Annotated in this window: 26 protein-coding genes; 23 read left to right on the top strand and 3 right to left on the bottom strand. The window is 32.9% G+C overall.

From position 1 onward, the window contains the following. Positions 1-28: 28 nt before the first annotated feature. A complete protein-coding gene (locus P0R33_RS19705) occupies positions 29-1,687 on the top strand; it encodes an arylsulfatase (protein ID WP_276172871.1) in 1,659 nt (552 codons plus the stop codon). Between the two features lie 140 nt (positions 1,688-1,827). On the opposite strand, the gene rocD is transcribed toward P0R33_RS19705, so the two are convergent. Then, entirely contained in the window at positions 1,828-3,081 is a 1,254-nt protein-coding gene (rocD, locus tag P0R33_RS19700; protein WP_276172870.1) for an ornithine--oxo-acid transaminase, read from the bottom strand. 223 nt (positions 3,082-3,304) lie between these two features. Between rocD and P0R33_RS19695 the strand changes: the two genes are divergently transcribed. From P0R33_RS19695 to P0R33_RS19680, 4 genes are all read left to right on the top strand, one after another. Further along, complete coding sequence (locus tag P0R33_RS19695; protein ID WP_276172869.1) at positions 3,305-3,757, top strand: Lrp/AsnC family transcriptional regulator; 453 nt, start codon at positions 3,305-3,307, stop codon at positions 3,755-3,757. A gap of 108 nt (positions 3,758-3,865) precedes the next feature. Continuing rightward, positions 3,866-4,639, top strand: a complete 774-nt coding sequence (locus P0R33_RS19690; protein ID WP_276172868.1) for a dienelactone hydrolase family protein — start codon at positions 3,866-3,868, stop codon at positions 4,637-4,639. A gap of 47 nt (positions 4,640-4,686) precedes the next feature. Then, complete coding sequence (locus tag P0R33_RS19685) at positions 4,687-5,658, top strand: DUF3667 domain-containing protein (protein ID WP_276172867.1); 972 nt, start codon at positions 4,687-4,689, stop codon at positions 5,656-5,658. Between the two features lie 8 nt (positions 5,659-5,666). Beyond that, positions 5,667-6,683, top strand: a complete 1,017-nt coding sequence (locus P0R33_RS19680) for a M28 family peptidase (protein WP_276172866.1) — start codon at positions 5,667-5,669, stop codon at positions 6,681-6,683. A gap of 184 nt (positions 6,684-6,867) precedes the next feature. On the opposite strand, the gene rho is transcribed toward P0R33_RS19680, so the two are convergent. Beyond that, positions 6,868-8,715: a transcription termination factor Rho gene (gene rho / locus P0R33_RS19675; RefSeq protein ID WP_276172865.1), complete on the bottom strand. Its 1,848-nt coding sequence runs from the start codon at positions 8,713-8,715 to the stop codon at positions 6,868-6,870. A gap of 183 nt (positions 8,716-8,898) precedes the next feature. Here rho and P0R33_RS19670 point away from each other — a divergent pair, with 183 nt between their 5' ends. The 3 genes from P0R33_RS19670 (at position 8,899) to P0R33_RS19660 (ending at position 11,001) form a co-directional block, all read left to right on the top strand. Beyond that, the gene (locus P0R33_RS19670) at positions 8,899-9,309 is read left to right on the top strand and encodes a DUF4293 domain-containing protein (protein WP_276172864.1); all 411 of its coding nucleotides are present in this window, start codon (positions 8,899-8,901) and stop codon (positions 9,307-9,309) included. Between the two features lie 126 nt (positions 9,310-9,435). After that, positions 9,436-10,095 carry a response regulator transcription factor gene (locus P0R33_RS19665; protein WP_276172863.1) on the top strand — a complete coding sequence of 220 codons (660 nt, stop codon included), beginning with the start codon at positions 9,436-9,438 and terminating at the stop codon, positions 10,093-10,095. A gap of 12 nt (positions 10,096-10,107) precedes the next feature. Next, a complete protein-coding gene (locus P0R33_RS19660; RefSeq protein ID WP_276172862.1) occupies positions 10,108-11,001 on the top strand; it encodes an ATP-binding protein in 894 nt (297 codons plus the stop codon). Positions 11,002-11,004: 3 nt separating this feature from the next. Here P0R33_RS19660 and P0R33_RS19655 read toward each other — a convergent pair whose 3' ends face one another. Further along, positions 11,005-11,499, bottom strand: coding sequence for a metallophosphoesterase family protein (locus tag P0R33_RS19655; RefSeq protein WP_276172861.1), 495 nt, complete (start codon positions 11,497-11,499; stop codon positions 11,005-11,007). A gap of 249 nt (positions 11,500-11,748) precedes the next feature. Here P0R33_RS19655 and truA point away from each other — a divergent pair, with 249 nt between their 5' ends. From truA to P0R33_RS19580, 15 genes are all read left to right on the top strand, one after another. Then, positions 11,749-12,483 carry a tRNA pseudouridine(38-40) synthase TruA gene (truA, locus tag P0R33_RS19650; RefSeq protein ID WP_276172860.1) on the top strand — a complete coding sequence of 245 codons (735 nt, stop codon included), beginning with the start codon at positions 11,749-11,751 and terminating at the stop codon, positions 12,481-12,483. Between the two features lie 82 nt (positions 12,484-12,565). Continuing rightward, the gene (locus P0R33_RS19645; protein ID WP_276172859.1) at positions 12,566-14,320 is read left to right on the top strand and encodes an ABC transporter ATP-binding protein; all 1,755 of its coding nucleotides are present in this window, start codon (positions 12,566-12,568) and stop codon (positions 14,318-14,320) included. Between the two features lie 250 nt (positions 14,321-14,570). Then, on the top strand, positions 14,571-15,155 hold the full coding sequence (locus tag P0R33_RS19640) for an HNH endonuclease (protein WP_184161009.1): 585 nt from the start codon (positions 14,571-14,573) through the stop codon (positions 15,153-15,155). Between the two features lie 488 nt (positions 15,156-15,643). Next, positions 15,644-17,032: a dihydrolipoyl dehydrogenase gene (gene lpdA, locus P0R33_RS19635; RefSeq protein WP_219071086.1), complete on the top strand. Its 1,389-nt coding sequence runs from the start codon at positions 15,644-15,646 to the stop codon at positions 17,030-17,032. Positions 17,033-17,399: 367 nt separating this feature from the next. Beyond that, positions 17,400-18,149, top strand: a complete 750-nt coding sequence (locus P0R33_RS19630; RefSeq protein WP_276172858.1) for a DUF2314 domain-containing protein — start codon at positions 17,400-17,402, stop codon at positions 18,147-18,149. Positions 18,150-18,291: 142 nt separating this feature from the next. Continuing rightward, a complete protein-coding gene (locus tag P0R33_RS19625; protein WP_276172857.1) occupies positions 18,292-18,783 on the top strand; it encodes a TPM domain-containing protein in 492 nt (163 codons plus the stop codon). Positions 18,784-18,893: 110 nt separating this feature from the next. Next, positions 18,894-19,538: a suppressor of fused domain protein gene (locus tag P0R33_RS19620; RefSeq protein WP_276172856.1), complete on the top strand. Its 645-nt coding sequence runs from the start codon at positions 18,894-18,896 to the stop codon at positions 19,536-19,538. Continuing rightward, entirely contained in the window at positions 19,535-19,873 is a 339-nt protein-coding gene (locus P0R33_RS19615) for a n-acetylglutamate synthase (RefSeq protein ID WP_276172855.1), read from the top strand. The genes P0R33_RS19620 and P0R33_RS19615 overlap by 4 nt, the downstream gene beginning before the upstream one ends. Positions 19,874-19,896: 23 nt before the next feature. Further along, entirely contained in the window at positions 19,897-20,340 is a 444-nt protein-coding gene (locus P0R33_RS19610) for a hypothetical protein (RefSeq protein WP_276172854.1), read from the top strand. A gap of 13 nt (positions 20,341-20,353) precedes the next feature. Then, on the top strand, positions 20,354-20,788 hold the full coding sequence (locus P0R33_RS19605) for a GNAT family N-acetyltransferase (protein WP_276172853.1): 435 nt from the start codon (positions 20,354-20,356) through the stop codon (positions 20,786-20,788). A gap of 15 nt (positions 20,789-20,803) precedes the next feature. Next, positions 20,804-21,205, top strand: coding sequence for a DUF1801 domain-containing protein (locus P0R33_RS19600; RefSeq protein WP_276172852.1), 402 nt, complete (start codon positions 20,804-20,806; stop codon positions 21,203-21,205). A gap of 76 nt (positions 21,206-21,281) precedes the next feature. After that, positions 21,282-21,953 carry a DUF2625 domain-containing protein gene (locus tag P0R33_RS19595; RefSeq protein ID WP_276172851.1) on the top strand — a complete coding sequence of 224 codons (672 nt, stop codon included), beginning with the start codon at positions 21,282-21,284 and terminating at the stop codon, positions 21,951-21,953. 66 nt (positions 21,954-22,019) lie between these two features. Then, the gene (locus P0R33_RS19590; protein WP_276172850.1) at positions 22,020-22,469 is read left to right on the top strand and encodes a hypothetical protein; all 450 of its coding nucleotides are present in this window, start codon (positions 22,020-22,022) and stop codon (positions 22,467-22,469) included. A gap of 124 nt (positions 22,470-22,593) precedes the next feature. Then, complete coding sequence (locus tag P0R33_RS19585) at positions 22,594-23,079, top strand: SRPBCC domain-containing protein (protein WP_276172849.1); 486 nt, start codon at positions 22,594-22,596, stop codon at positions 23,077-23,079. 103 nt (positions 23,080-23,182) lie between these two features. Beyond that, positions 23,183-24,079 (top strand): NmrA family NAD(P)-binding protein, encoded by an 897-nt coding sequence (locus P0R33_RS19580; protein WP_276172848.1) that lies wholly within the window; start codon positions 23,183-23,185, stop codon positions 24,077-24,079. Positions 24,080-24,228: the final 149 nt, after the last annotated feature.

Below are 24,228 nucleotides of genomic sequence, written 5' to 3'. Positions count from 1 at the left end.
TTAGAATTAAAAACAAAAATATATTACCATGAATACCAAACTTAAAAACGTTGCACTTGCTTTTCTTCTTTCTGGAACGGTGTTTACTTCCAAATCTAATGCTCAGAATAATGCATCAAAACCTAACATCATTTTGATTATGGTTGACGATATGGGTTATTCTGATTTAGGAAATTATGGTTCAGAAATTAACACTCCAAACTTAGATCGATTGGCAAAAGAAGGAACTCGTCTTCGCGAATTTTACAACAATTCTATTTGCGCTCCAACAAGAGCTTCTTTATTAACAGGTCAATATCAGCATAAAGCCGGCGTTGGTTTTTTTGATGTCAATTTAGGATTGCCAGCTTATCAAGGTTATTTAAACAAAGAATCTTTAACCTTAGGCGAAGTTTTCCGTTCTGGCGGATACAGCACACTTTTATCTGGAAAATGGCACGTTGGTTCTGAAGATCAAGCGCAATGGCCGAACCAAAGAGGTTTTGATAAATTTTATGGCATCTTAAAAGGTGCTTCTAATTATTTCGATACCAAACCTTTGCCTTTTGGCAAAACACCTTATCCGGTAAAATTAATTCGCAATAACGAAGAACTGCATCCAAAAGATGATTCTTATTATTTTACAGATGAAATCGGAAATAATGCCGTGACTTTCTTAGACGAACAAAACAAAGAAAACAAACCGTTCTTTTTATACTTAGCGTTTACTGCTCCGCATTGGCCGTTGCAAGCAAAACCAGTTGATATTGCAAAATACAGAGGAAAATTTGATGAAGGCTGGGATGTTTTGAGAGAAAAAAGAATTGAGAAATTAAAAGCCAATGGTATTTTACTTCCCAACCAAACCATTTCGCCAAGAGATCCAGAAGTTCCAGAATGGAGCAAACTGACTTACGATGAAAAACAATTTTGGAAAGCCAAAATGGAAGTTTACGCCGCAATGGTAGACAATATGGATCAAAACGTGGGTAAAGTTTTAGACAAACTGAAAGCCCTTAAAAAAGACAAAAACACACTTATTATTTTTATTTCTGATAATGGCGCTCAAGGCGGATTTAACACTTACAATCCGTTAGGAAGAGGTTTGGTTCGAAATGAAGGGCCTGTTGGAACTTCTGGATCTTTTGATTATCAGGAACAAAATTGGGCTTATTTATCAAACACACCTTTACAGCAATATAAAAACAATATGCACGAAGGCGGTTTTAGTTCGCCATTTATCGCTTGGTTTCCTTCAAAAATAAAAGCAGGAAGAATTGATAAAGGAACTGGACATATTATTGACCTAGCTCCTACTTTTTATGAATTGGCTGGAATTGAATATCCTAAAAATTTAAATGGCGTAAATTCTAATCCATTAGCTGGAAAAAGTTTACTTCCTGTTTTGTTTGAAAATGCTTCTGAAGTAAATCGCGGCGAACCTTTATTCTGGGAAAGAGCTGGAAATAGAGCCGTTCGTGATGGAAAGTGGAAATTGGTTTCTATCTATCCTTCTTACGAATGGGAGCTTTACAATCTAGAAACAGATCGAGGCGAAACCACCAATGTTGCTGCTCAAAATCCTAGAATCGTAAACCAGCTTTCTGCCAAATATTTTGACTGGGCCGATAAAACTGGAGTTGTAGAATACAGTAAATTCAAACTAAAACCAGAAACAATGCCAGGTGGCGCTGCTCTAAAAAAATAATTACTTTTTTGATATTTTAGTAATTATAACCAAAAGGCGATTGTTTAATTACAGTCGCCTTTTTAACAAAGTAACGATACATAAAAAAAAGCAGCAATTACTTTGCTGCTTATGTATTTTATCTTAAAGAAGAAATTAGATTAATTTCTAAACTCATTCAAAGATTTCTCGATAATCTCCAGACATTCATTAATCTGATCTTCTGTCATAACCAAAGGCGGAGCTAATCTAATTTTATTTCCATGAGTTGGTTTTGCCAATAATCCGTTGTCTCTAAATTTTAAGCAGATTTCCCAAGCCAAATCAGATTCTTCGTCTGTATTGATTACAATTGCGTTTAGAAGTCCTTTTCCGCGAACCAGCGTAATTAAGTCATTTTTTTCTGCGATTTTATTTAAACCATCTCTTAAAATAATTCCTAAACGTTCTGCATTTTCAGCTAGTTTTTCGTCTTTAATTACATCTAAAGCTGCAATTGCAACAGCCGCAGCAACAGGATTTCCGCCAAAAGTAGATCCATGTTGTCCTGGCTTAATTACATTCATTATTTCGTCATTACACAAAACAGCCGAAACTGGATAAACTCCACCAGAAATTGCTTTCCCTAAAATTAAAACATCAGGTTGCACATTTTCGTGGTGAACTGCCAATAATTTTCCTGTACGCGCAATTCCAGTCTGAACCTCATCGGCAATAAAAAGAACATTGTGTTTTTCGCAAAGTGCTTTTGCTTTCGCTAAATAACCTTCAGAAGGCACATAAACTCCCGCTTCACCCTGAATTGGTTCAACCAAGAATCCAGCAATATTTTTTGAAGAATTTAAAGCGTTTTCTAGCGCGTCTAAATTATCATATTCAATTTTAATGAAACCATCTGTAAAAGGTCCGAAGTTTTTACGAGCCGTTTCATCATTCGAAAATGAAATAATTGTAGTGGTTCTTCCATGAAAGTTATTCTCGCAAACAATAATCTGTGCTTGATTTTCTGGAATTCCTTTTACTTCATACGCCCATTTTCTAGAAATTTTCAAAGCTGTTTCTACTGCTTCAGCTCCTGTATTCATCGGAAGAACTTTATCAAAACCAAAATATTTTGTTACGTATTCTTCGTAATTTCCTAATTTATCATTGTAAAAAGCACGAGAAGTCAAAGTAAGTTTTTGAGCTTGTTCTACCATTGCACCAACAATTTTTGGATGGCAGTGACCTTGATTTACAGCAGAATAAGCTGATAAAAAGTCATAATATTTTTTACCGTCAACATCCCAAACGTAAACTCCTTCTCCACGCTCTAAAACTACCGGAAGCGGATGGTAATTATGAGCTCCATATTTATTCTCTTTTTCAATCAAAACTTCTGATTTTGACGAAAGTGCTTTTTCTGTACTAATCATAATCTGCTTTTTATTTTTACAAAAATATTAAATTTTAAATTAATTTTAACTACAAAATAACTTTTTGACTTAAAAATAACAAAATAAAAGTCAAAACATACATTTTAAAACCAACAAAAAGACAATATTTATTTAGATAGAAATCCTATTTTGTGATTGATTATTAAAAAAAAGAATTACTTTTATAAATCAGCAACAACAGATTTTTAAAGATTTTTATTGAATGGATTTATTAGACGAATTTGATATCAGTATTATTAAGGAATTAGAAAAAGATGGCAGAATGGCTTTTTCTGCAATTGCTGCTAATTTGAAAATATCAAATACTATGGTGCATCAGCGCATTAACAGAATGATCGAACAAGGTGTAATTGGCGGGATAAAACCAATAATTCAAGAAAAGAAAATTGGTTACGACTGGGCTTCTTTTACTGGAATTACATTAAATAAAGATTCTGATTCTGATCGAATTATTGAAGCGCTAAAAGAAATTCCCGAAATTACAGAATGTTATTATGTTACAGGTTCGTTTACCTTATACATTAAAATAATTGCCAAAAATCATGAACATATGCGTCGTATTCTTTACGAAAAAATCGATGGAATTCCGGGAATCGCTAAGACAGATTCTATTGTAGAACTCGGTTGCGCTTTTAAAAGGAACATATCATTATAAGTATATTTATTCTTACAAAAGAATATTCGTTACAAACCTCACAAGAATTTACTTGTGAGGTTTTTTTGTAACATATTATTTCTGATATTTGTTAAAAATTGTCGAATTATGAAAAACACAGCTCTAATTTTATTCAGTGCAATCTTATTTTCTAATCTTATGAATGCGCAATTAAAACCTGTAAAATATACTGATGGTAGCCAGCAATTAAACGGCTTATTTGTAAAATCTGCTAAGAAAAGCCCTAACAATCCTGGAATTTTACTTTTACCAGCTTGGTTAGGAATTGATAATGCTTCTAAAGGAATTGCTGAAGAATTATCTAAACTTGGTTATCATGTTTTTATCGCTGATATTTATGGAGAAGGAAACTATCCTAAAAATACGGGTGAAGCAGGAAAACAAGCTGGTTTTTACAAAACGAATTTTGACGCTTATCAGAAACGAATTGATGCTGCTTTAAAAGAATTGGTAAAATCGGGAGCCAACGCTGATAATATTGTCGCAATCGGATATTGTTTTGGAGGAACTGGAGTTTTAGAAGCTGCACGCGGACATTTAAATGTAAAAGGTGTTGCATCATTTCATGGAGGTTTAGGGAAAGATGCGAGCAGAAAAGTCGAACCAATTTCTACTAAAGTTTTAGTTTGTCACGGAGCTGATGATCCGTTTGTTTCTAAAGATGAAATCACTTCTTTTCAACAAGAAATGCGCGATTCTAAAGCAGACTGGCAAATGATTTATTATGCAAATTCTGTTCACTCGTTTACAAATCCAGAAGCTGGAAGCGATAATTCTAAAGGCGCGGCTTACAATCCGGTTGCAGCAAAAAGATCTTTTGAGCATTTACAGCTTTTCTTAAATGAAGTTCTAAAAAAATAATACCACAAAACTCAACCCAACCAAAAACAAATTAATCAACCAGCTCAATGTCACATAGTAAAATTAGAGAAGATAAAACCTGTTTGAACTGCAGGCACGTTGTAGAACAAAAATTCTGTCCAAATTGCGGGCAAGAAAATAGCGACAGCCGAAAAACTTTTCATCATTTATTTATTCATTTCTTTGAAGATTTAACGCATTACGAAAATGCTTTTTGGAAAACGATTAAAAATCTGCTTTTTAAGCCTTCAACACTTACAAAAGAATATCTTTCGGGAAAACGTTTGTCTTATTTAGCACCAGTTCGATTATACATTTTTATCAGTTTTATTACCTTTTTATTGATTGCCATGTTTCCTAGCAAAATCAATGGAGATATTGATAAAGGTGAAAAGGAATTAAATAAGGAAATAGCACAAGCTACCAAAGATTTGGACATTAAAAAGAAAGACAAGAAATACTTCCATTTTTTGAACATGAAGAAAATTGATTCTATTCAGAAATATGGAAAAGAAAATGAGAAGCTTAATGCTAGCAGCTATTGGTTTGTTGAAAAAGCAAGTCACGTCACTGAGAAATATACCAAAAAAGAGATTTATGTAAAATTTGTAGAATCTTTTTTTCATAATCTTCCGAAAATCTTATTTATTATAATGCCATTTTTCGCTTTTTTCTTGTGGATTTTTCACAATAAAAAAAGATGGTATTATTTTGATCATGGAATTTTTACGCTCCATTATTTTTCGTTTCTGCTGCTCATTTTCCTCATTATGTTTATAATTGACAGGCTTATTGGTCTTTTTGGAGAAAATAGCCCAATGTCTTATATTTCGGGAATTACATCTTTTACAGGAACTATTTGGATGCTGTATTATTTTTTCCCTGCACATCATCGCTTTTACGGTGAATCAAGAATTGTATCGTTTGCCAAAAGTGTTTGTTTATTCATAATAAACTCCCTTTTTATTCTTTTTTTACTAACCATTTACGTTCTTTACACATTTATTAATTTACACTAACTATAGGAATGAAAAAATTACTCCTTTTATTATTAGTTGTCTCTGCGTATTCTTGCAAAACCACGCAGTCAACAGCTTCCAAAGACAATTCAGATCCAACAAAATACATTAATGCTATTTCTGAAAAAGATCTTAAAAAAATGCTTTACACTATTGCTTCTGACGAAATGGAAGGCCGTGAAACTGGTTCTCCTGGACAGAAAAAAGCTGGTCTTTATATGATCGAACAATACAAAAAAAGCGGTGTATCTTTTCCAAAAGGAGCTTCAGATTATTACCAGCATATTCCTGCAGCATACTTAAATGCTAGACGCAACGAAAACTTAGCTGACTCAGAAAACATCTGGGCTTTTATTGAAGGCTCTGAAAAACCAGATGAAATCTTGGTAATTTCAGCACATTACGATCACGTTGGAATTAAAAATGGCGAAGTTTATAATGGAGCTGACGATGATGGTTCTGGAACTGTAGCTGTTATCGAAATGGCAAAAGCTTTCGCGAAAGCTAAAAAACAAGGCCACGGACCAAAACGTTCTATTTTATTTCTTCACGTAACTGGGGAAGAGCACGGTTTACACGGATCTCGTTTTTATTCTGAAAATCCGTTGTTTCCAATTGCTAATACAATTGCCGATATTAATATTGATATGATTGGTCGTCGTGATGTTGAACATTCGAACACAAATAATTATGTTTACGTAATTGGCGCTGACAGATTATCATCTGATTTACACAATGCTGTTGTGGCTCAAAATGAGAAATACATCAAAATGGACTTGGATTTTAAATTTAACGATCCTAAAGATCCGAATCATTTTTATGAGCGTTCTGATCATTATAACTTTGCAAAACATGGTATTCCATCTATTTTCTTCTTCAACGGAGTTCACGCAGATTATCATGGAAAAGATGATACAGCAGAGAAAATCGAATACGATGCTTTGACGAAAAGAACTAAACTGGCTTTTTCACTTGCTTGGGATTTAGCAAATAGAGAAAACAGACCGGTAGTGGATAAGAAATAGTTTTTTTTTTTTTTTAAGATACTAAGGTTCTAAGTTGCTAAGATTCTAAGATTTCTTTTAGAAACGGTCATAAAAAAAGGATGAGTTTTACTCATCCTTTTTTATTTTATATCTTTTTTGATTTAGTTTTACTCAAAGCTAAAAAACTTAGAATCTTAGCACCTTAGAACCTTAGCAACTTTAACTAGTCATTCATCGAAATCAAAAACTCTTCATTGTTTTTGGTTTTCTTAAAACGATCGTTTACAAAATCCATAGATTCTACTGGATTCATATCAGAAAGATATTTACGCATGATCCACATTCTTTGAAGTGTTTTTTCGTCTAATAATAAATCATCGCGACGTGTACTTGACGAAGTAAGATCGATTGCAGGGAAAATACGTTTATTGGCTATCTTACGATCTAATTGTAACTCCATATTACCAGTTCCTTTAAATTCTTCGAAGATAACTTCGTCCATTTTAGAACCCGTTTCTGTTAATGCAGTTGCAATGATACTTAAAGAACCTCCGTTTTCTACATTTCTTGCCGCTCCAAAGAAACGTTTTGGTTTTTGCAATGCATTGGCATCAACACCACCACTTAATACTTTTCCAGATGCTGGCTGAACTGTATTGTAAGCTCTTGCTAAACGTGTAATAGAATCTAACAAAATCACAACATCGTGACCACATTCTACCAAACGTTTTGCTTTTTCAAGAACGATATTAGCGATTTTTACGTGCTCTTGTGGTTCTCTATCAAAAGTTGAAGCAATAACTTCACCACGAACACTTCTTTGCATATCAGTAACCTCCTCTGGACGCTCATCGATAAGCAAAACTATCAAATAAACTTCAGGATGATTTGCCGCAATTGCGTTTGCGATATCTTTTAAAAGCATTGTTTTACCCGTTTTTGGCTGAGCAACGATCATTCCACGTTGTCCTTTTCCAATTGGAGAAAACAAATCTATAATTCTAGTTGAAACTGAACTTCCTTTTTCAGCAAGTTTGAATTTTTCTGAAGGAAAGACTGGTGTTAAGTGTTCGAAAGAAACTCTATCACGAACTACTTGCGGATCGTGTCCATTAATTTTTAACACACGAACCAAAGGGAAAAACTTCTCTCCTTCTTTTGGAGGGCGAACCACTCCTTTTACAGTATCTCCAGTTTTAAGACCAAATAATCTGATTTGCGAAGTTGATAAATAAATATCATCAGGAGAAGCTAAATAATTATAATCTGATGAACGTAAAAATCCGTAACCGTCTGGCATCATTTCAAGAACACCTTCACTTTCAATAATTCCATCAAATTCAAAATCTGAATCTCTGAAATTATTGCTTTTTTTATTTTTATGATTAGGATTTTGATTGTTGTGATTTCCGTTTCCATTACCATTCCCGTTTTGATTTTGATTCTGATTCGGGTTTTGATTTTGGTTCTGATTCGGATTCTGATTTTTATTCTGATTAGGATTAATCTTTTTGACAGGAGCAATTACTGGAGATTTCTCAGCTGTTTCGGCTACTGGCTCAGAAACAACTGGTTCTGTTGAAACAGTCTCTGAAACTGGTTCTGTTGCCACTTCATTTGCCGCAACTTTCTCTTTATTTAGAGCCACTTTCTTCTCATATGCCGACTTATTGAATTTTACAATTTTAGGCTCCTTTTTTGCTGCTGGTGTTTTATTTGCCTGTACCTCTTCAGTCGCTGTTTCTGCAATTGGCTCTACTGGTGCAGGTGTATCGTTTTTTTGAACAGTTTCCTCTACTTTATCAAATTCTAAAACGGGAGTATTTTTGGTATTTGCTGCTTTGGTTTTTGCTGGTGCAATTCTAGCTCGTTTTGGTTTTTCTTCTTTTGATTCAGAAACTACAGCTGTTTGAGGAGCTTCTGCAGGCGCAAGAGTACTTTCTTGGTGTGCTAAAATCTGACTAATTAAAGTCTCTTTTTTGACACCATTAATCTTTATTGTTTTAGCTAACTTAGCTATTTCTTGAAGCTCAGCAAGCTTCATTTCTTTTAATGCAGAAATATCAAACATGAATATTCTATGAATTTAATTATTTTAAAGGAAATACTGTAAAAAGAATAGGTAGATAATTAATTTGAATTGACCGCAGTATGAAGTGCTTACGGTATTATGATGCAATAATACGAATAAAATTTAATCATACAATAGTATTTTAAAAAAAGAAAATATATTTTTGTAAAACATTTTTAGAACATGATACAAAGAATTCAGACTGTATATTTAATTTTAGCTTTTGCTGTAACAGGCATTTTAATGCTTTTTGTTCCATTATGGACAACAGCCGCAGGAAAGCCTTTCTTTTTTATGCAAGACCAACTTTATACTGTAATATTAGGTTTAACAACTATGCTTACTATTATCAGCATAATTTCATTTAAGAAAAGACAAAATCAGTTTGTGCTAAACAGACTGAACATAATATTAAACTTAATTTTATTAGGATTATTTGTATATCGATCACTAAATTTATCTGGAGAGGCTGAAGTCTCTGAGAAAGGTATTGGGATGTTTATGCCGATTGTTGCTATCGTGTTATTAGTTTTAGCTAATAAAGCCATCAAGAAGGATGAAGATCTTGTAAAATCTGTAGATCGTTTGAGGTAAACCTATAAACTTAATTTATTTGTGCGAAGAAAACCCGAATTTAGTTATTCGGGTTTTTTTATGCCTTAAAATAAATTTATGTAAGTATTTTTCTATAATTTTGTATTTAATTCGTTTTCAAACAAAATGACAACAAATACAAAGATCCATCTTGCAGATGATCATCAGGTATTGATTGATGGGCTTTCTAACCTGCTAAAAACTGTTCCTAATTTTGAAGTAGCAGGAAGTTCTCTTGATGGAACTACAGTATATAATGATGTCATCTCAAATCAAGCAGATGTTTTAATTCTGGACATCAGCATGCCAAAAAAAGATGGCATTGAAACTTTAAAAGAATTTAAAGAAAAAAAAGCTACTTGTAAAGTTATTATTTTGTCTAGTTATGATGATTTAAAAATCATTAAAGAAGTCATGAAACTTGGCGCAAAAGGCTATCTGACCAAAAATTGTGCTGGCGAAAATATTATTGAAGCTGTCGAAGCCGTTCATGATGGTCAAGAATATTTTAGCGATGCTGTTAGAAAAAAGATTTTCAACACTTTCAAAGACAATCCGAAACTGAACCAAAATGCTGTAATAGAAAATCCAATATTAAGTCCGCGCGAGATTGAAATTATCATATTAATTGCCCTAGAATACAGCGGAAAAGAAATTAGCGAAAAACTTTTTATCAGTTCGCATACCGTAGAAACACATCGAAAAAACATCATGAAAAAGCTAAATATCAAAAGTACAATTGGTTTGGTAAAATATGCACTCAAAAACAACTTGATAAATTCGTAAACAACATCTCTTATGTTTGGTTTTCATTTTCTCATATCTCTATTTTTTTCTTTTGCTGAAAAGGGAATTTTTCTTTCTCAGCAAATTTTAAGCGTAACGAAAACTACGACTGGTTTTGCAAATCAGATAAACGATGTAAACCAATTAACAAACAAAAAAATAGTTAGCTTATCAATTATACTCATTGTCATAATTTTTCTTCTTTTTTATTTTCTTTATCAAAACAATAAACTGAAACAAAAAATAAAACGAAAAGACACAAAACAAAAAATACTTCTAAACATTATTAATTCTAGTATTGATTCTCAAGAAATAGAAAGAAAAAAAATTGCCTCTTTTCTCCACGACAACATAAACTCGTTACTTTCGTCGGCAGGATTACATCTAAATACTTTTACAGTACAGCACAACATTACGTCTGACGAAATTACAAAGGCAAAAACCATATTATCTCAAGCACATGAACTTTTACGAGATATCTCGCATGATTTAGTGCCTTCGCTTTTAGTTCGTTTTGGATTGTTTTATGCATTGGAAGATCTTTGTGAAAAAAATTCTAATTCTGCAATTGTTTTTGAATTTTCAAGTTCTATTTCGACAGATAAAAGATATCATGAAAAATTTGAAATGAAAGTCTATTTTATAGTAAGCGAACTTTTTAACAACATCATAAAACATAGCAAAGCAAAAAAGGCCAATCTTTTTATGACAGAAAAAAACAACCAATTGATTTTGCATATTGATGACGACGGAATTGGTTTTAAAACTCAAAAACCAAAAGATTTAGAAGGTTTTGGCTTAAACCGAATTAGAGCTAGAATCAAAAAATATAAAGGAACTATCTCAATCACTTCAAAAGAAAACATCGGAACGCAAATAAAAATTCAGATTCCATTGCCGCATTAAAAATTACTTTGCTCCTATTTCGATAATTTCTAAGTCCTTTATTTTATCATCATCAATTACAAATCGCAACATAGTTCGCACTTTATGAAATCCACTTTTTCCAGCAGCTCCAGGATTCATGTGCAGTAAATTATTTTTCTTATCAAACATCACTTTTAAAATATGCGAATGTCCGCAGATAAATAATTTTGGCGGATTTAAAGCCAATTCTTCTCTCACATTCGGATTATATTTTCCAGGATAACCACCAATATGTGTAATCCAAACCGAAACATTCTCGCATGAAAAACGATTGTTTAAAGGGAATTCTAACCTCGCTTTTGCATCGTCTATATTTCCGTAGACTGCTCGTAAAGGCTTCAGTTTTTTAATAGCATCTGTAACGCTTAAATCTCCAATATCTCCCGCATGCCATACTTCATCGGCTTGATTTACATATTTTAAAATCGTGTCATCAATATGACTATGCGTATCTGAAAGGAGTAGGATTTTGGTCATTTTTATTGAGGTTCAAAGATTCAGAGAGACAAAGGTACAAAGGATTTTTTTGTAGAGACGCACCGTAGTGCGTCTAACATCAAAATTGTAAATAATTATTTTAAAATAGATACGAAAGACGCACTGCGGTGCATCTCTACAGATATGCAGAATAGAAACCTTTGTCTCTTTGTCTCTCTGAACCTTTGTTTCTAAAAGAAAGCAACTTTTTTTCGTACCTTTGCCTCTCTGAACCTTTGAACCTCGACAGTGAGATATTTTATTCAATTTGCTTATAACGGAACACATTATCATGGCTGGCAAATACAGCCTAATGCCTCTTCAGTTCAAGAAACTTTAAACAAAGCTTTTTCGGTTTTATTAAATGAACCTATCAGCATTATGGGTGCTGGAAGAACTGATACAGGTGTTCATGCTAGTGAAATGTTTGGACATTTTGATACAGAGAAAATTTTGGATATTCCAGTTTTGGTTCATAAACTGAATTCTTATTTACCAAAAGACATTGCCATTTTTGACATTATTCTTGTCCATGACGACGCTCATTGTCGATTTGACGCTACAAAAAGGACTTACGAATATCATATCAATACTATCAAAAATCCGTTTTTGCAGGAATTAAGCTGGTATGTAAATCAGAAATTAGATGTTGATCTGATGAATGAAGCAGCGCAATTATTATTGAAACATACCGATTTTCAGTGTTTTTCAAAAGTCAATACCGATGTAAATACTTTTGATTGCACGATTTTTGAGGCATTTTGGAAACAAGAAAAAGGAAAACTAATTTTTACTATTTCGGCAAATCGTTTTTTAAGAAATATGGTTCGCGCAATTGTAGGAACTTTGATTAATATAGGTTTACGCAAAATTACATTGGAAGATTTTGAAAATATAATTGCAAGTAAAAACAGAGAAAAAGCTGGTTTTTCGGTTCCAGCACATGGTTTATATTTAACCAATATTTATTACGATTATTTATAGCAATAAGCTGTAAGCATTAGGCTTTAAGCACTAAGTGTTAAGCCAATTGCCTAAAGCATAAAGCATAAAGCTTTGGAAAAAAATGAAAGCAAAAGCATTCGACACGGGATTATTCAAAAGAATTTTAAAATATACTAAGCCTTATAAATGGCGTTACTACGGTGTAATTATTTTTGCCGTTTCGCTCTCTATTTTCGCTGCCCTTCGTCCTTATTTACTTAAAGAAACTGTCGATGGTTACATCAAAACTCATGATAAAATGGGATTATTGATGTACATTATTTTGATGGGCGTGGTTTTATTGATGGAGGTTTTCTCTCAATTTTACTTTGTTTATTGGGCAAACTGGCTTGGGCAAGATATTGTAAAAGATATTAGAACAAAACTTTTCAAACATATTCTAAGTTTTAGAATGAAGTATTTCGATCTAGTTCCAGTTGGGCAACTGGTAACAAGAGCCGTTTCGGACATTGAATCGATTGCACGTATTTTCAGCCAAGGACTATTTATGATTATAAGTGATTTGATGAAAATGATTGTGGTTTTGATTTTTATGTTTTACATGAACTGGAAACTGACTTGGATTGTTGTAATTGCCATGCCAATTCTGGTTTATATTACAAGAATTTTTCAGCGTAAAATGCAAGTTGCTTTTGAAGAAGTAAGAACGCAAATTGCCAATATGAATTCTTTTGTGCAGGAACGTGTGACGGGAATGAAAATCGTGCAACTCTTTAACCGCGAAAAAATCGAAGCCGAAAATTTCAAAGATATCAATAACAAACATAGAGTCGCTTGGATTAAAACCATTCTCTACAACTCAATCTTCTTCCCGATTGCCGATATTATTTCGTCTATTACTTTAGGCTTGGTCGTAGTATACGGCGGTTTTAGAATTTTAAACGGAGATCATTTTACGACTTTTGGAGATTTGTTTTCGTATACCATGTTTATCGGAATGCTGTTTAATCCGTTGAGGCAAATTGCAGATAAATTCAACGAGATGCAACTTGGAATGATTGCTGCAAATCGTGTTTTTGATATTATTGACACACAAGATCATATTCAGGATACTGGAAAAATTGAAGCGCCAGTTTTTAACGGAAGTATCGAATTTAAAGGCGTACGTTTTAGTTATATTCCAGAAGAAGAAGTCATAAAAGGAATTGACTTATCGGTTTCAGCTGGACAAACTATCGCAATTGTAGGTTCGACAGGTGCAGGAAAATCGACTATTATAAATCTTTTGAATCGTTTTTACGAAATCAACGGCGGCACAATTTCTATTGATGGAGAAAATATCGAAAACTACACTTTGGCTTCTTTAAGAAAACAGATTGCTGTGGTTTTGCAAGATGTTTTTTTGTTTGCCGATACGATTTACAACAACATCACTTTGCATAATCCAGAAATTACGAGAGAAAAAGTAATTGATGCAGCGAAGAAAATCGGTGTCCATAATTTCATTATGAATCTGCCGAATAACTATGATTTTGACGTAAAAGAACGCGGCGTTATGCTTTCGTCTGGACAAAGACAATTGATTGCTTTTTTGCGTTCTTATGTGAGTAATCCAAGTATTTTGATTTTGGATGAAGCAACTTCTTCTATCGATACGTATTCTGAAGAAATGATTCAGCGTGCAACAGAAACAATTACAAAAGGTAGAACTTCTATAATTATAGCACACAGACTTGCAACAATTGTAAATGCAGATAAGATTGTAGTTATGGATAAAGGTTTGATTGTTGAACAAGGAACGCATCAGGAATTATTGCAAAAAAGTGATGGCTACTATAAAAATTTATATGACTCTCAATTTTCAGTGGCTAATTAGTCATTAAAACTTAAGTTGATCAATAAAATAATGCTAATTTAATCTAAAATTGAGGTTTAGTTCAAAATTAAAAAACTGCATATTTCACAATTTGTGATTTAAAATCCGACTAAAAACTGTCAAAATGATTTCAAAACGTTAAAATAGCGTTATAGAAATCATAAAATTGACATTTCAGTATCAAGTAGATAGCTTACATTTTTGGTTTATTATTTATCTTTGAGAGTATAGAAATCAAATGTAAAAGAAAATGCCACAAAACCGATTTTACCCAAACGAACAATTTAAAGAAATAGAAATAAACGCCTCATTACAATTAAAATATGCCATTTCAAACAGAGGAAGATTAATAAGTTTTACCGATGAAATTGAAAACGGCCGAATACTAAAAGGTGGCTTAAGCGACGGATATCCGACTTTCCGTTTTAAGGTTAAGAAAGACGACAAAATCGTTAATAAATACCTCTTCTTATATAAATTAGTTGCTCAATATTTTATTCCAAAAGATTCCGAAGATCAGACTTATGTATTACATCTGGATTATAACAGAAGTAATGACGATATCAGTAATTTACGCTGGGCAACCAAACAAGAAATGATGGCGCACAGCAGAAAAAGCCCACGCGTTATTCAGGCAAAAAAGAATCTTATTGAACACAATCTAAAAGCCGACGGAAGAAAATTAACCACCACAAAAGTGATGTTAATTAAAAAAATCCTAGCAAGACCTGAGCAAAAAACACGTCTTAAAATGATTGCTAAACAATTCGGCGTAAGCGAAATGCAAATTAGAAGAATTGCCAGTGGAGAAAACTGGGGACATGTGAAGATCTAATTATAAATTGTTAATGGTTAATTATTAACGATTTGTCAGGCTGAACGTTCCGAGACTTCGGGAGAAGCCTCACGCAAAACTCTTCGACTTCGCTCAGAGTGACAGTAAATTATGAAAGCCACAGATTACACAGATTAACACAGATTTTTTAAAATCATTTTAATCTGTTTAATCTGTGGCTTATTTTTTTAAATTTTCAAAGGATATCTCAGTATTCACTAAAAACTAAGGACTAATCACTAACAACTAATTACTAAGAACAAATCACTAAATCATAAAAAACAATTCATAATTCACAATTTACAATTCACAATTAACTCGGTTTCTGTGAAAAGACTAAAATCTGTGCTTTTAAAAACAAATTTTCAGACGTTGATTTAAAATAAATCCTTAAATTCGCAATCACAAATAACAAAAGAATAAATCGAAAGATGAGTTTCGGAATTGTAGACTTCATTTTTCGGTAGTTAATACTAAAAACAAAAAAAATGAAATACGACGTTATTGTTTTAGGAAGTGGTCCTGGAGGATATGTAACAGCGATTAGAGCTTCTCAATTAGGCTTTAAAGTAGCTGTAGTAGAAAAAGAAAATCTTGGTGGAGTTTGCCTTAACTGGGGATGTATTCCAACAAAAGCGCTTTTAAAATCTGCTCAGGTTTTTGATTATTTAAAACACGCTTCTGACTACGGATTGAAAGTTTCTGAATTCGATAAAGATTTCCCAGCAGTTGTTCAACGTAGCCGTGGAGTTGCAGAAGGAATGAGCAAAGGAGTTCAATTCTTAATGAAAAAAAACAAAATTGACGTTATTGAAGGTTTTGGAAAACTAAAACCAGGAAAAAAACTTGACGTTACTGATAAAGACAATAAAGTTACTGAATATAGCGCTGATCACATTATCATCGCAACTGGAGCTCGCTCTCGTGAGTTACCAAACTTACCTCAAGATGGTGTAAAAGTAATTGGATACCGTCAGGCAATGACTTTGCCAACTCAACCAAAATCTATGATTATTGTTGGTTCTGGAGCAATCGGAGTTGAGTTCGCTCACTTCTACAACTCAATGGGAACAGACGTTACTATCGTAGAATTTATGCCAAACGTAGTTCCTGTAGAAGACGAAGACATCTCAAAACAATTTGAGCGTTCTTTGAAAAAATCAGGAATTAAAGTAATGACAAACTCTTCTGTTGAGCGTATTGACACAACTGGAGCTGGAGTTAAAGCTTTCGTTAAAACAGCAAAAGGAGAAGAAGTTTTAGAAGCTGATATCGTACTTTCTGCAGTTGGAATTAAAACTAACATTGAAAACATCGGATTAGAAGAAGTTGGAATCGCTGTTGACAGAGATAAAATCTTAGTAAACGCTTACAACGCAACTAATATTCCAGGATACTACGCAATTGGAGACGTTACTCCAGGTCAAGCTTTAGCTCACGTTGCTTCTGCTGAAGGAATTAACTGTGTTGAAAAAATTAAAGGTTTACACGTTGATCCAATCGATTACGGAAACGTTCCTGGTTGTACTTACGCAACTCCAGAAATCGCTTCTGTTGGTTTAACAGAAAAACAAGCAAAAGAAAAAGGTTACGAATTAAAAATTGGTAAATTCCCATTCTCAGCCTCTGGAAAAGCAAAAGCTGCTGGAAATGCTGACGGATTCGTAAAAGTAATCTTCGATGCTAAATACGGAGAATGGTTAGGATGCCACATGATTGGTGCTGGTGTTACAGATATGATTGCTGAAGCAGTTGTTGCTCGTAAACTAGAAACTACTGGTCATGAAATTCTTAAATCTATCCACCCTCACCCAACAATGAGCGAGGCTGTTATGGAAGCTGTAGCTGATGCTTACGGCGAAGTAATTCACTTGTAAAAATATACCGTTTTACGGTTATATATAATTTTTCAATTTATAAAATCCGATTTGTGAAAGCAAGTCGGATTTTTTTATTCCGCAAATATAATTACACCCATTTTTGTCATTTCGACCGAAGAGAGAAATCTCCACAAGTAGCTCGACAAAAATTGGCAAGTAGTAGTATAAAAATACTTGCTAATGCGCCTACTTCGCAGAGTTTCTTGCTAAGATTTCTCTCTTCGGTCGAAATGACAATACTTTGTCTTAAAAAATCATCACTTTTAAGTTAACAAACCTCTAAAACCTCAAAAATCATTAAATATCATTTTACTCAAAGTAATAAAAAGATTACTTTTATAATTCATTATAAAAATGTATTCTAATGGAAGAAACAAAAATATTCTACGCCGACGGAGAAAATCCAAAAATGATTGAAGCTTACAAAAAAGCACAAGAAACTTTTAAATATTTCTGGAGAGAATTATCTTGGGAATACAGACGAATAGTTCCAGGATTGGACGTTGCTTGTGTAAAACTCGCTTTTACTCAAGAAATAGACGGAGAAACTGTTGTAGAACATATGTGGATTAATGATGTAAATTTTGATGGTGAAAATATTTACGGCATTTTAGTAAATGATCCAGATGAATTGACAAACGTAAATAATGGAGATGAAATAGCGATTCCACTTAATCAAATTAGCGATTGGCTGTTTGCTATTGATGGCAAAACATATGGAGCTTTTACAATTCATGCGATGCGTTCTGAAATGAGCGATGAAGAAAGAGAAGATCATGACGCAGCTTGGGGACTAGAATTTGGCGATTTTAATGATATTGAAGTCGTTTCGGATCAAAAAGAAAATCCGGAAAATCTGATTGAACATCCGATGAGCATAAACATGAAAGAAAGCCTAATCGAATTTCTAAAAAATAATCCAGAAGAAATTACTGGCGAAGATGATTTAGGCTATACTTTTTTGCATCGCGAAGCCATTGCCGGAAATAGCAGTTCTGTCGAAATTATAGTAGCATCTGGCGCAGATTTAAAGGCAAAAAATCAATTCGGAAAAACTGCCTTAGATTATGCAAAAGAATTAAAATGGGATCATTTACTGCCTTTGTTGCAATAAACATTCAAAGAATCCGATTTGCTAATGTAAATCGGATTTTTTGTTCTTTTCTTTATAAATAAAAATCGATTTTTAGTAACAATTTCCAGACAAAGTTTTAATAATAAAGCAGTAGTTTTGCAGCGCCCAAAACATATCTGCCATGAATAAAATAATTTTCTACTTAACTATTTTTCTTTTTTTACCGCAACTTTTTTTTGCACAAGCAAAAGCCGAACCTCAAAATATTTTTGCAAAGTCTTATGATTATGTAAATGATTTTGAACACATTCTTACACCAAAACAAGTCAAAGATTTAAGCGATTATTTAAAAGCAAGCGAAGCCAAAACAAAATCTAAAATTCTTATTGTTAGCGCTGCGTCTTTTAGTCCTTATAATGATTTAAACGAATATTCTCGACACTTAGACAATTATTTATTTTCTAAATTAAAAATTGATACAGCCGTATTAATAGTGATAAGCAAACAAATGCGACAAATTCAATTTCAAGGAGTTGCTAAGATTGGTGCAAAAATTACCGATCCAGAATTAAAAGAAATTATTTCGACTTATGTAATTCCAGAATTAAAAAAAGGTGACTATTTTAAAGGTCTTCAGGCTGGAACGCTTCAATTAGTTAAAAAAATAGAATAATAAATACAATCCGATTTGCTCCAACAAATCGGATTTTTTTATGCTTCAAATTCCATTTTCTCCAATAAAAGCAATATCTTGTCTGAGCTTTAAACTAGAAAACTACCAAAATGAATTTAGAAGAATATAAAAAACAATTTTCAGAAGATGATGCCGTTGGGTGGTTAGAAATCGACAAAGAATTCGATCGTCTTTATCCGAATCAGGAACCAAAACATTTTGCGCCAGCAATTAGTTATATGCTTGGCGGAGAACATCCGCTTGACGGCGTAAGCTATTACGAAAGCAAAAATCAGGAAGATCATTATCATTTTGTAACATACGGATTTTCAGAATTGTATTATAACGAAGAAAAAGTAGACGGCGAATTCAGTAAATGGGGATTTGAACTTACTTTTAGATTAAAACCTTTTGAAGCCGATAACGGAAACCCAAGCTGGGCTGTGGCGCTTTTGCAAAACATTGCCAAGTACGTTTTTAGTAGCGGAAATTGGTTTGAAGAATTTCATTATATGCCTGCAAACGGTCCGATTCGTTTGGATACCGAAACCGACATTACAGCTTTAGTTTTTGTAAACGATCCTGAAGTTCCAAAAAAACAAACACCGCACGGAGAAGTTTCTTTCTTGCAAATTGTAGGCATAACGTCTCAAGAATATGAAAATATTAAAGAAAATCCAGAAACGGTTGAGGCTTTAGTTAATAAATTAAAAGAAAATAATCCTTTATTAATTACCGATTTAAATCGAAAATGATCAATTACAATAACAAATTTTTTAAACCTGTAAGTAATTCGGAAAACGGAGAAACCTCTAATGAAACTGTCTTTCATTACAAACAAGAAGGAAACATTTTAACTTCTGAATATTCTGGAGGACAAATCATAAAAGGTCATTTAATTGGTTTAGTTGATAAAACAGGAAATATCGAAATGAGATATCATCAAATAAACAAAAAAGGCGAATTAATGACGGGCTTTTGCAATTCGAAACCTGAAATTTTATCAAATGGAAAAATAAGGCTTCACGAAAGTTGGCAATGGACTTCTGGAGATTTATCAAAAGGAAATTCAATAATTGAAGAACAATAAAAAATCTAAAAACCGCCTGAACGATGAAAAAATTTCTATTACTTTTTCTTATTTTGACCAGTGCCTCTTATGCACAAACTAAAAAAGAAATCCTTGTTGGCGACTGGCAAGGAACTGACACTAATGGTGTAAAAAACAAAATGATTTTTACACCAGATAATTTTATTTCAATGACTATTAATGGCGAGTTTATAGATGGAAAAAATTATATAATCAAAGGAGGAAAAAAAGATGGACAGAAAGCTTTGTTAAAATATGAAATTGACGAATCTAAAGTTCCTGTAACAATGGATATTATCGCTATTGCTTTAGAAAAAGGCAAAGAAGTTGAAAAAGGCAGAATTCTAGCTATTTTAGATTTTAAAAGCGACGATGAAGTTAGAATAAATCTCGGTTTAAACGGCGTCAGAGCTACGGAATTTAATGATTCTAATGCAGGCAGTACAATTTTTCTGAAAAGAAATTAAACAGAAAAAATACATGTTGCACATAGTAGAATTTAGAAACAATCACTTAAGTTCTTTACAAGAAATTTTCTTGGAAGAAAGAAAAAGAACTTTTATATGGAATGATATTTCTGAATTTGAGTTAGATGATTTTATCAAACAAACGCAGGGCGAATGTATTTTAACGGCACTTTGGAATGATATTCCTGTTGGGTTTATTTCGATTTGGATGCCTAATAATTTTATTCATCATCTTTATGTAAATCATAATTATCAGGGAAAAAATATTGGTTCTGAATTACTAAAAGCGGCGATTTTGAAAACTAATTTTCCGCTTACTTTAAAATGTCTTGAAAAGAATACAAAAGCCATTGATTTTTATATCAAAAATGGATTTGTCGAAAAAGAAAAAGGACATTCTAACAACGGAATTTATATTTTATTTGAGTTAACAAAAGAGGTAAAATAACTAAAGTAAAAAACTATGAGTCAGGAAATTCAAAATTACAACGATTCTCAAAGTTTAGAAGACAAAGAAATCTGCGATCTTCTTTATTCAATTATAAATAAAAATTTAACCAAAGCCGAAAGCAAAATCTGGCACGCGCATCCGGTTTGGTTTTTAGACGGAAACCCAATTGTTGGATACAGCAAACTAAAAGGTTCTGTTAGATTACTTTTCTGGAGCGGACAATCTTTTGACGAAGAACAATTGCAAAATGAAGGTTCTTTTAAAGCCGCAGAAATGCGTTACACTCAAATCGACCAAATCAACGAAGAAGATGTAAAACGCTGGCTGACAAAAGCAAAAGAAATTCAATGGGATTATAAAAACATTGTCAAAAGAAAAGGCATACTTATTCGTTTAATGACCAAACCCTATTAACCAAAAAACCACTATGAAATTTTTTCAATTATTTGCTTTTATTTTAATAACCGCCACCACTTTATCACAAACAAAAATGCGACCAGTAGAAGACCTTATAGATCTAAACGACTCAGGATGGAAATCAGTAAAAGAATGGAGCAATTCTGCTAAAAACAAAGTAGAAATTCTACCTGCCGATCCAAAAAAGGCAAAAGATGCTTTATATAACACGCAAGTTACAACCAATTCGCCAATGGGCGCAATTGTTTATAAAACTGGCGGAATTTTAATAGATAACGGCTGGATTCGAATTTTAGGTTCTGGAAGCGCAAAACTAAACCGCAGTCTTCCCGATTGGAATAAAGGAAAATCTTTTAAAGAATTTGGAGAAGCACCTTCTTTTCTTTTAATCGCAGACGATGCTCTCGGCGGATTTTATATCCTAAACGGTGGCGGATTAGGAACAGATTTAGGCAACGTATATTATTTTGCTCCCGATAATTTAGAATATGAGCCACTGGATATTACCTATTCTCAGTTTTTAGAATTCTGTTTTAATAACGATTTAGACAAATATTATTCGGGAAGCCGTTGGGAAAATTGGAAAAAAGAAGTTGCTTCTTTGCAAGGCGATCAAGTTTTTAATTTTTATCCGTTTTTGTGGACAGATGAAGGAAGTGACATCAATAAAGTGCAAAGAAAAGTTATTCCTGTTGAAGAGCAGTATAATTTAAATCTGGATTTAAGAAAACAGCTTGGACATTAAAAATAATACATGCATCTAGAAAAAATTAAATCGATAAAATAATTCCCAACTCCAAATTTGTAAAAAATGATTGAAGATGAAAATTTAGAAAAATCCGTTTTTGAAGAAATTCCAACTGAGAAAATCTATTCTAAAACAGCCGTAAGTGCTGGTACTTTTTTTGGTGGTCCATTTGTTGCAGGATATTGCATTGCAGAAAACTTTAAAGCTTTTAATGATTTAGAAAAAGCTCGAAATACTTACATTGTTACAGCAATTTCTACAATCATAATTACTATTCTTGCTTTCAACATACCAGAGAATATTCCAAGTGTTGTCTTTCCGTTAATTTATGCATTCATAACCTCTTTTATAATTAAAACTTACCAAGAAAAAAGCATTGAAAAACATGTAAATAATGGAGGCGAATTTTTTAATGGATGGCGCGTTTTTCTTATTTCCATTATAAGTGTCGTTATTTTTTTAGCCATAATTTATGCTATTGCGTATTTGTTACCGCACCTAATAAGTTATTAAAACAAAAGATGAATTTTAAAATCCTCCCATTTGTCCGAAACACACCTTAAAATTGTCTTTAAAACACCTCAGCTATTTGATTTTAGATTGTACTTTTATTTATTATTTTCTAAATCAATACGTTATGAGTACTCAAGATTTTACAACAACAATAATAGTCAATAAATCTCCTGAAGAAGTTTTTAAAGCTATCCAAAATGTTCGCGGCTGGTGGTCGGAAGAAATTGAAGGAAAAACAGCAAATGAAGGCGACGAATTCAAATATCATTATGAAGATGTTCATCGCTGTAAAATAAAACTGATCGAAGTAATTCCGAATCAGAAAATCGTTTGGCTCATTGAAGAAAATTATTTCAGTTTTACCAAAGATGACACCGAGTGGACGAATACAACTGCTGTTTTTGATATTTCAAAAGAAGAAAACAAAACAAAACTTACTTTTACGCATGTTGGTTTGGTTCCAGATTATGAATGTTATGAAGTTTGCAAATCAGGTTGGACCAATTACATTCAGAACAGTTTAAAAAAACTTATTGAAACTGGACAAGGAGAACCCAATGCAACTGGAAAACCGCAAACAGAAACCGAAAGAAAGCTTTCTGAAAAATAATCGTTTTTCTTTATAATACTATTTTTAGGCTACATCAATCAGAGATTTGGCTAAATTTATTTGCTTGATGCTGCGCAACTTTGTATCATCAAAAAATAGTATTATGAAAATTATCATTACAGGTTCTTTAGGGAACATCAGCAAACCTTTAGCGAAAGCATTAATCGAAAAAGGACATCAAATTATCGTAATTACAAGCAGCAATGACAGAAAATCTGAGATTGAAAATCTTGGCGCTTCTGTGGCGATTGGTTCTGTAAATGACGTTGCATTTTTAACTCAAACTTTTACAGGTGCAGATGCTGTATATTGCATGATTCCGCGCGCGAATTATTTTGATCCTAATCTTGATTTAGATGCTTTTACTCGTACAATTGGGAATAATTATGCTGAAGCTATTACAAAATCTGGCGTAAAACGTGTTGTGTTTTTAAGTAGCATTGGCGCGCATTTAGAAAGTAATTCTGGGATAATTCAGCGTTATAACGAAATTGAAACTGTTTTAAATAAACTTTCCGATGTTTCGATTACGTTTATGCGTCCGACTTCTTTTTATTACAATTTGCTTGCCTACATTCCGCAGATCAAAAATCAAGGATTTATTGCCGTAAATTATGGTGGAGATGAATTGATTCCGTGGGTTTCTCCAAACGATATTGCAGAAGCAATTGCCCAAGAACTTACAACTCCGCTTGACGGAAAAAAAATACGTTATGTAGCAAGCGAAGAACTTTCTGGACATCAAACGGCAAAAATTTTAGGTGAAGCAATTGGTATTCCAGATTTAAAATGGAAATTAATCAGCGACGAAGAAGTTTTAAATGGATTAATCTCTGTTGGAATGCAACCTAAAATCGCGAAAGGATTGGTAGAAATGTATGCTGGACTTTACAATGGTTTATTGGCTGAAGATTATTATCAAAATCGTCCAGCAGTTTTAGGAAAAACCAAACTCGCAGATTATGCAAAAGAATTTGCTGCCATTTTCAATCAAAATTAATCTATTTACTGCATTATTTTCAACACATAGAAACATAGTCTTTTGAAGCTAAAAAAAGGCGTTTCACTAATTTAAGTTCACATAGTTTAGCTATGTGTAGAAACTTGTTTCTTTTGATCTCTTTTTCCACACAATCTCAAAGCTTTAGT

The sequence above is a fragment of the Flavobacterium sp. YJ01 genome (assembly GCF_029320955.1).
In the GTDB taxonomy this organism is placed as follows: Bacteria; Bacteroidota; Bacteroidia; order Flavobacteriales; family Flavobacteriaceae; genus Flavobacterium.
This window is presented reverse-complemented; position numbering and strand designations above follow the sequence as displayed.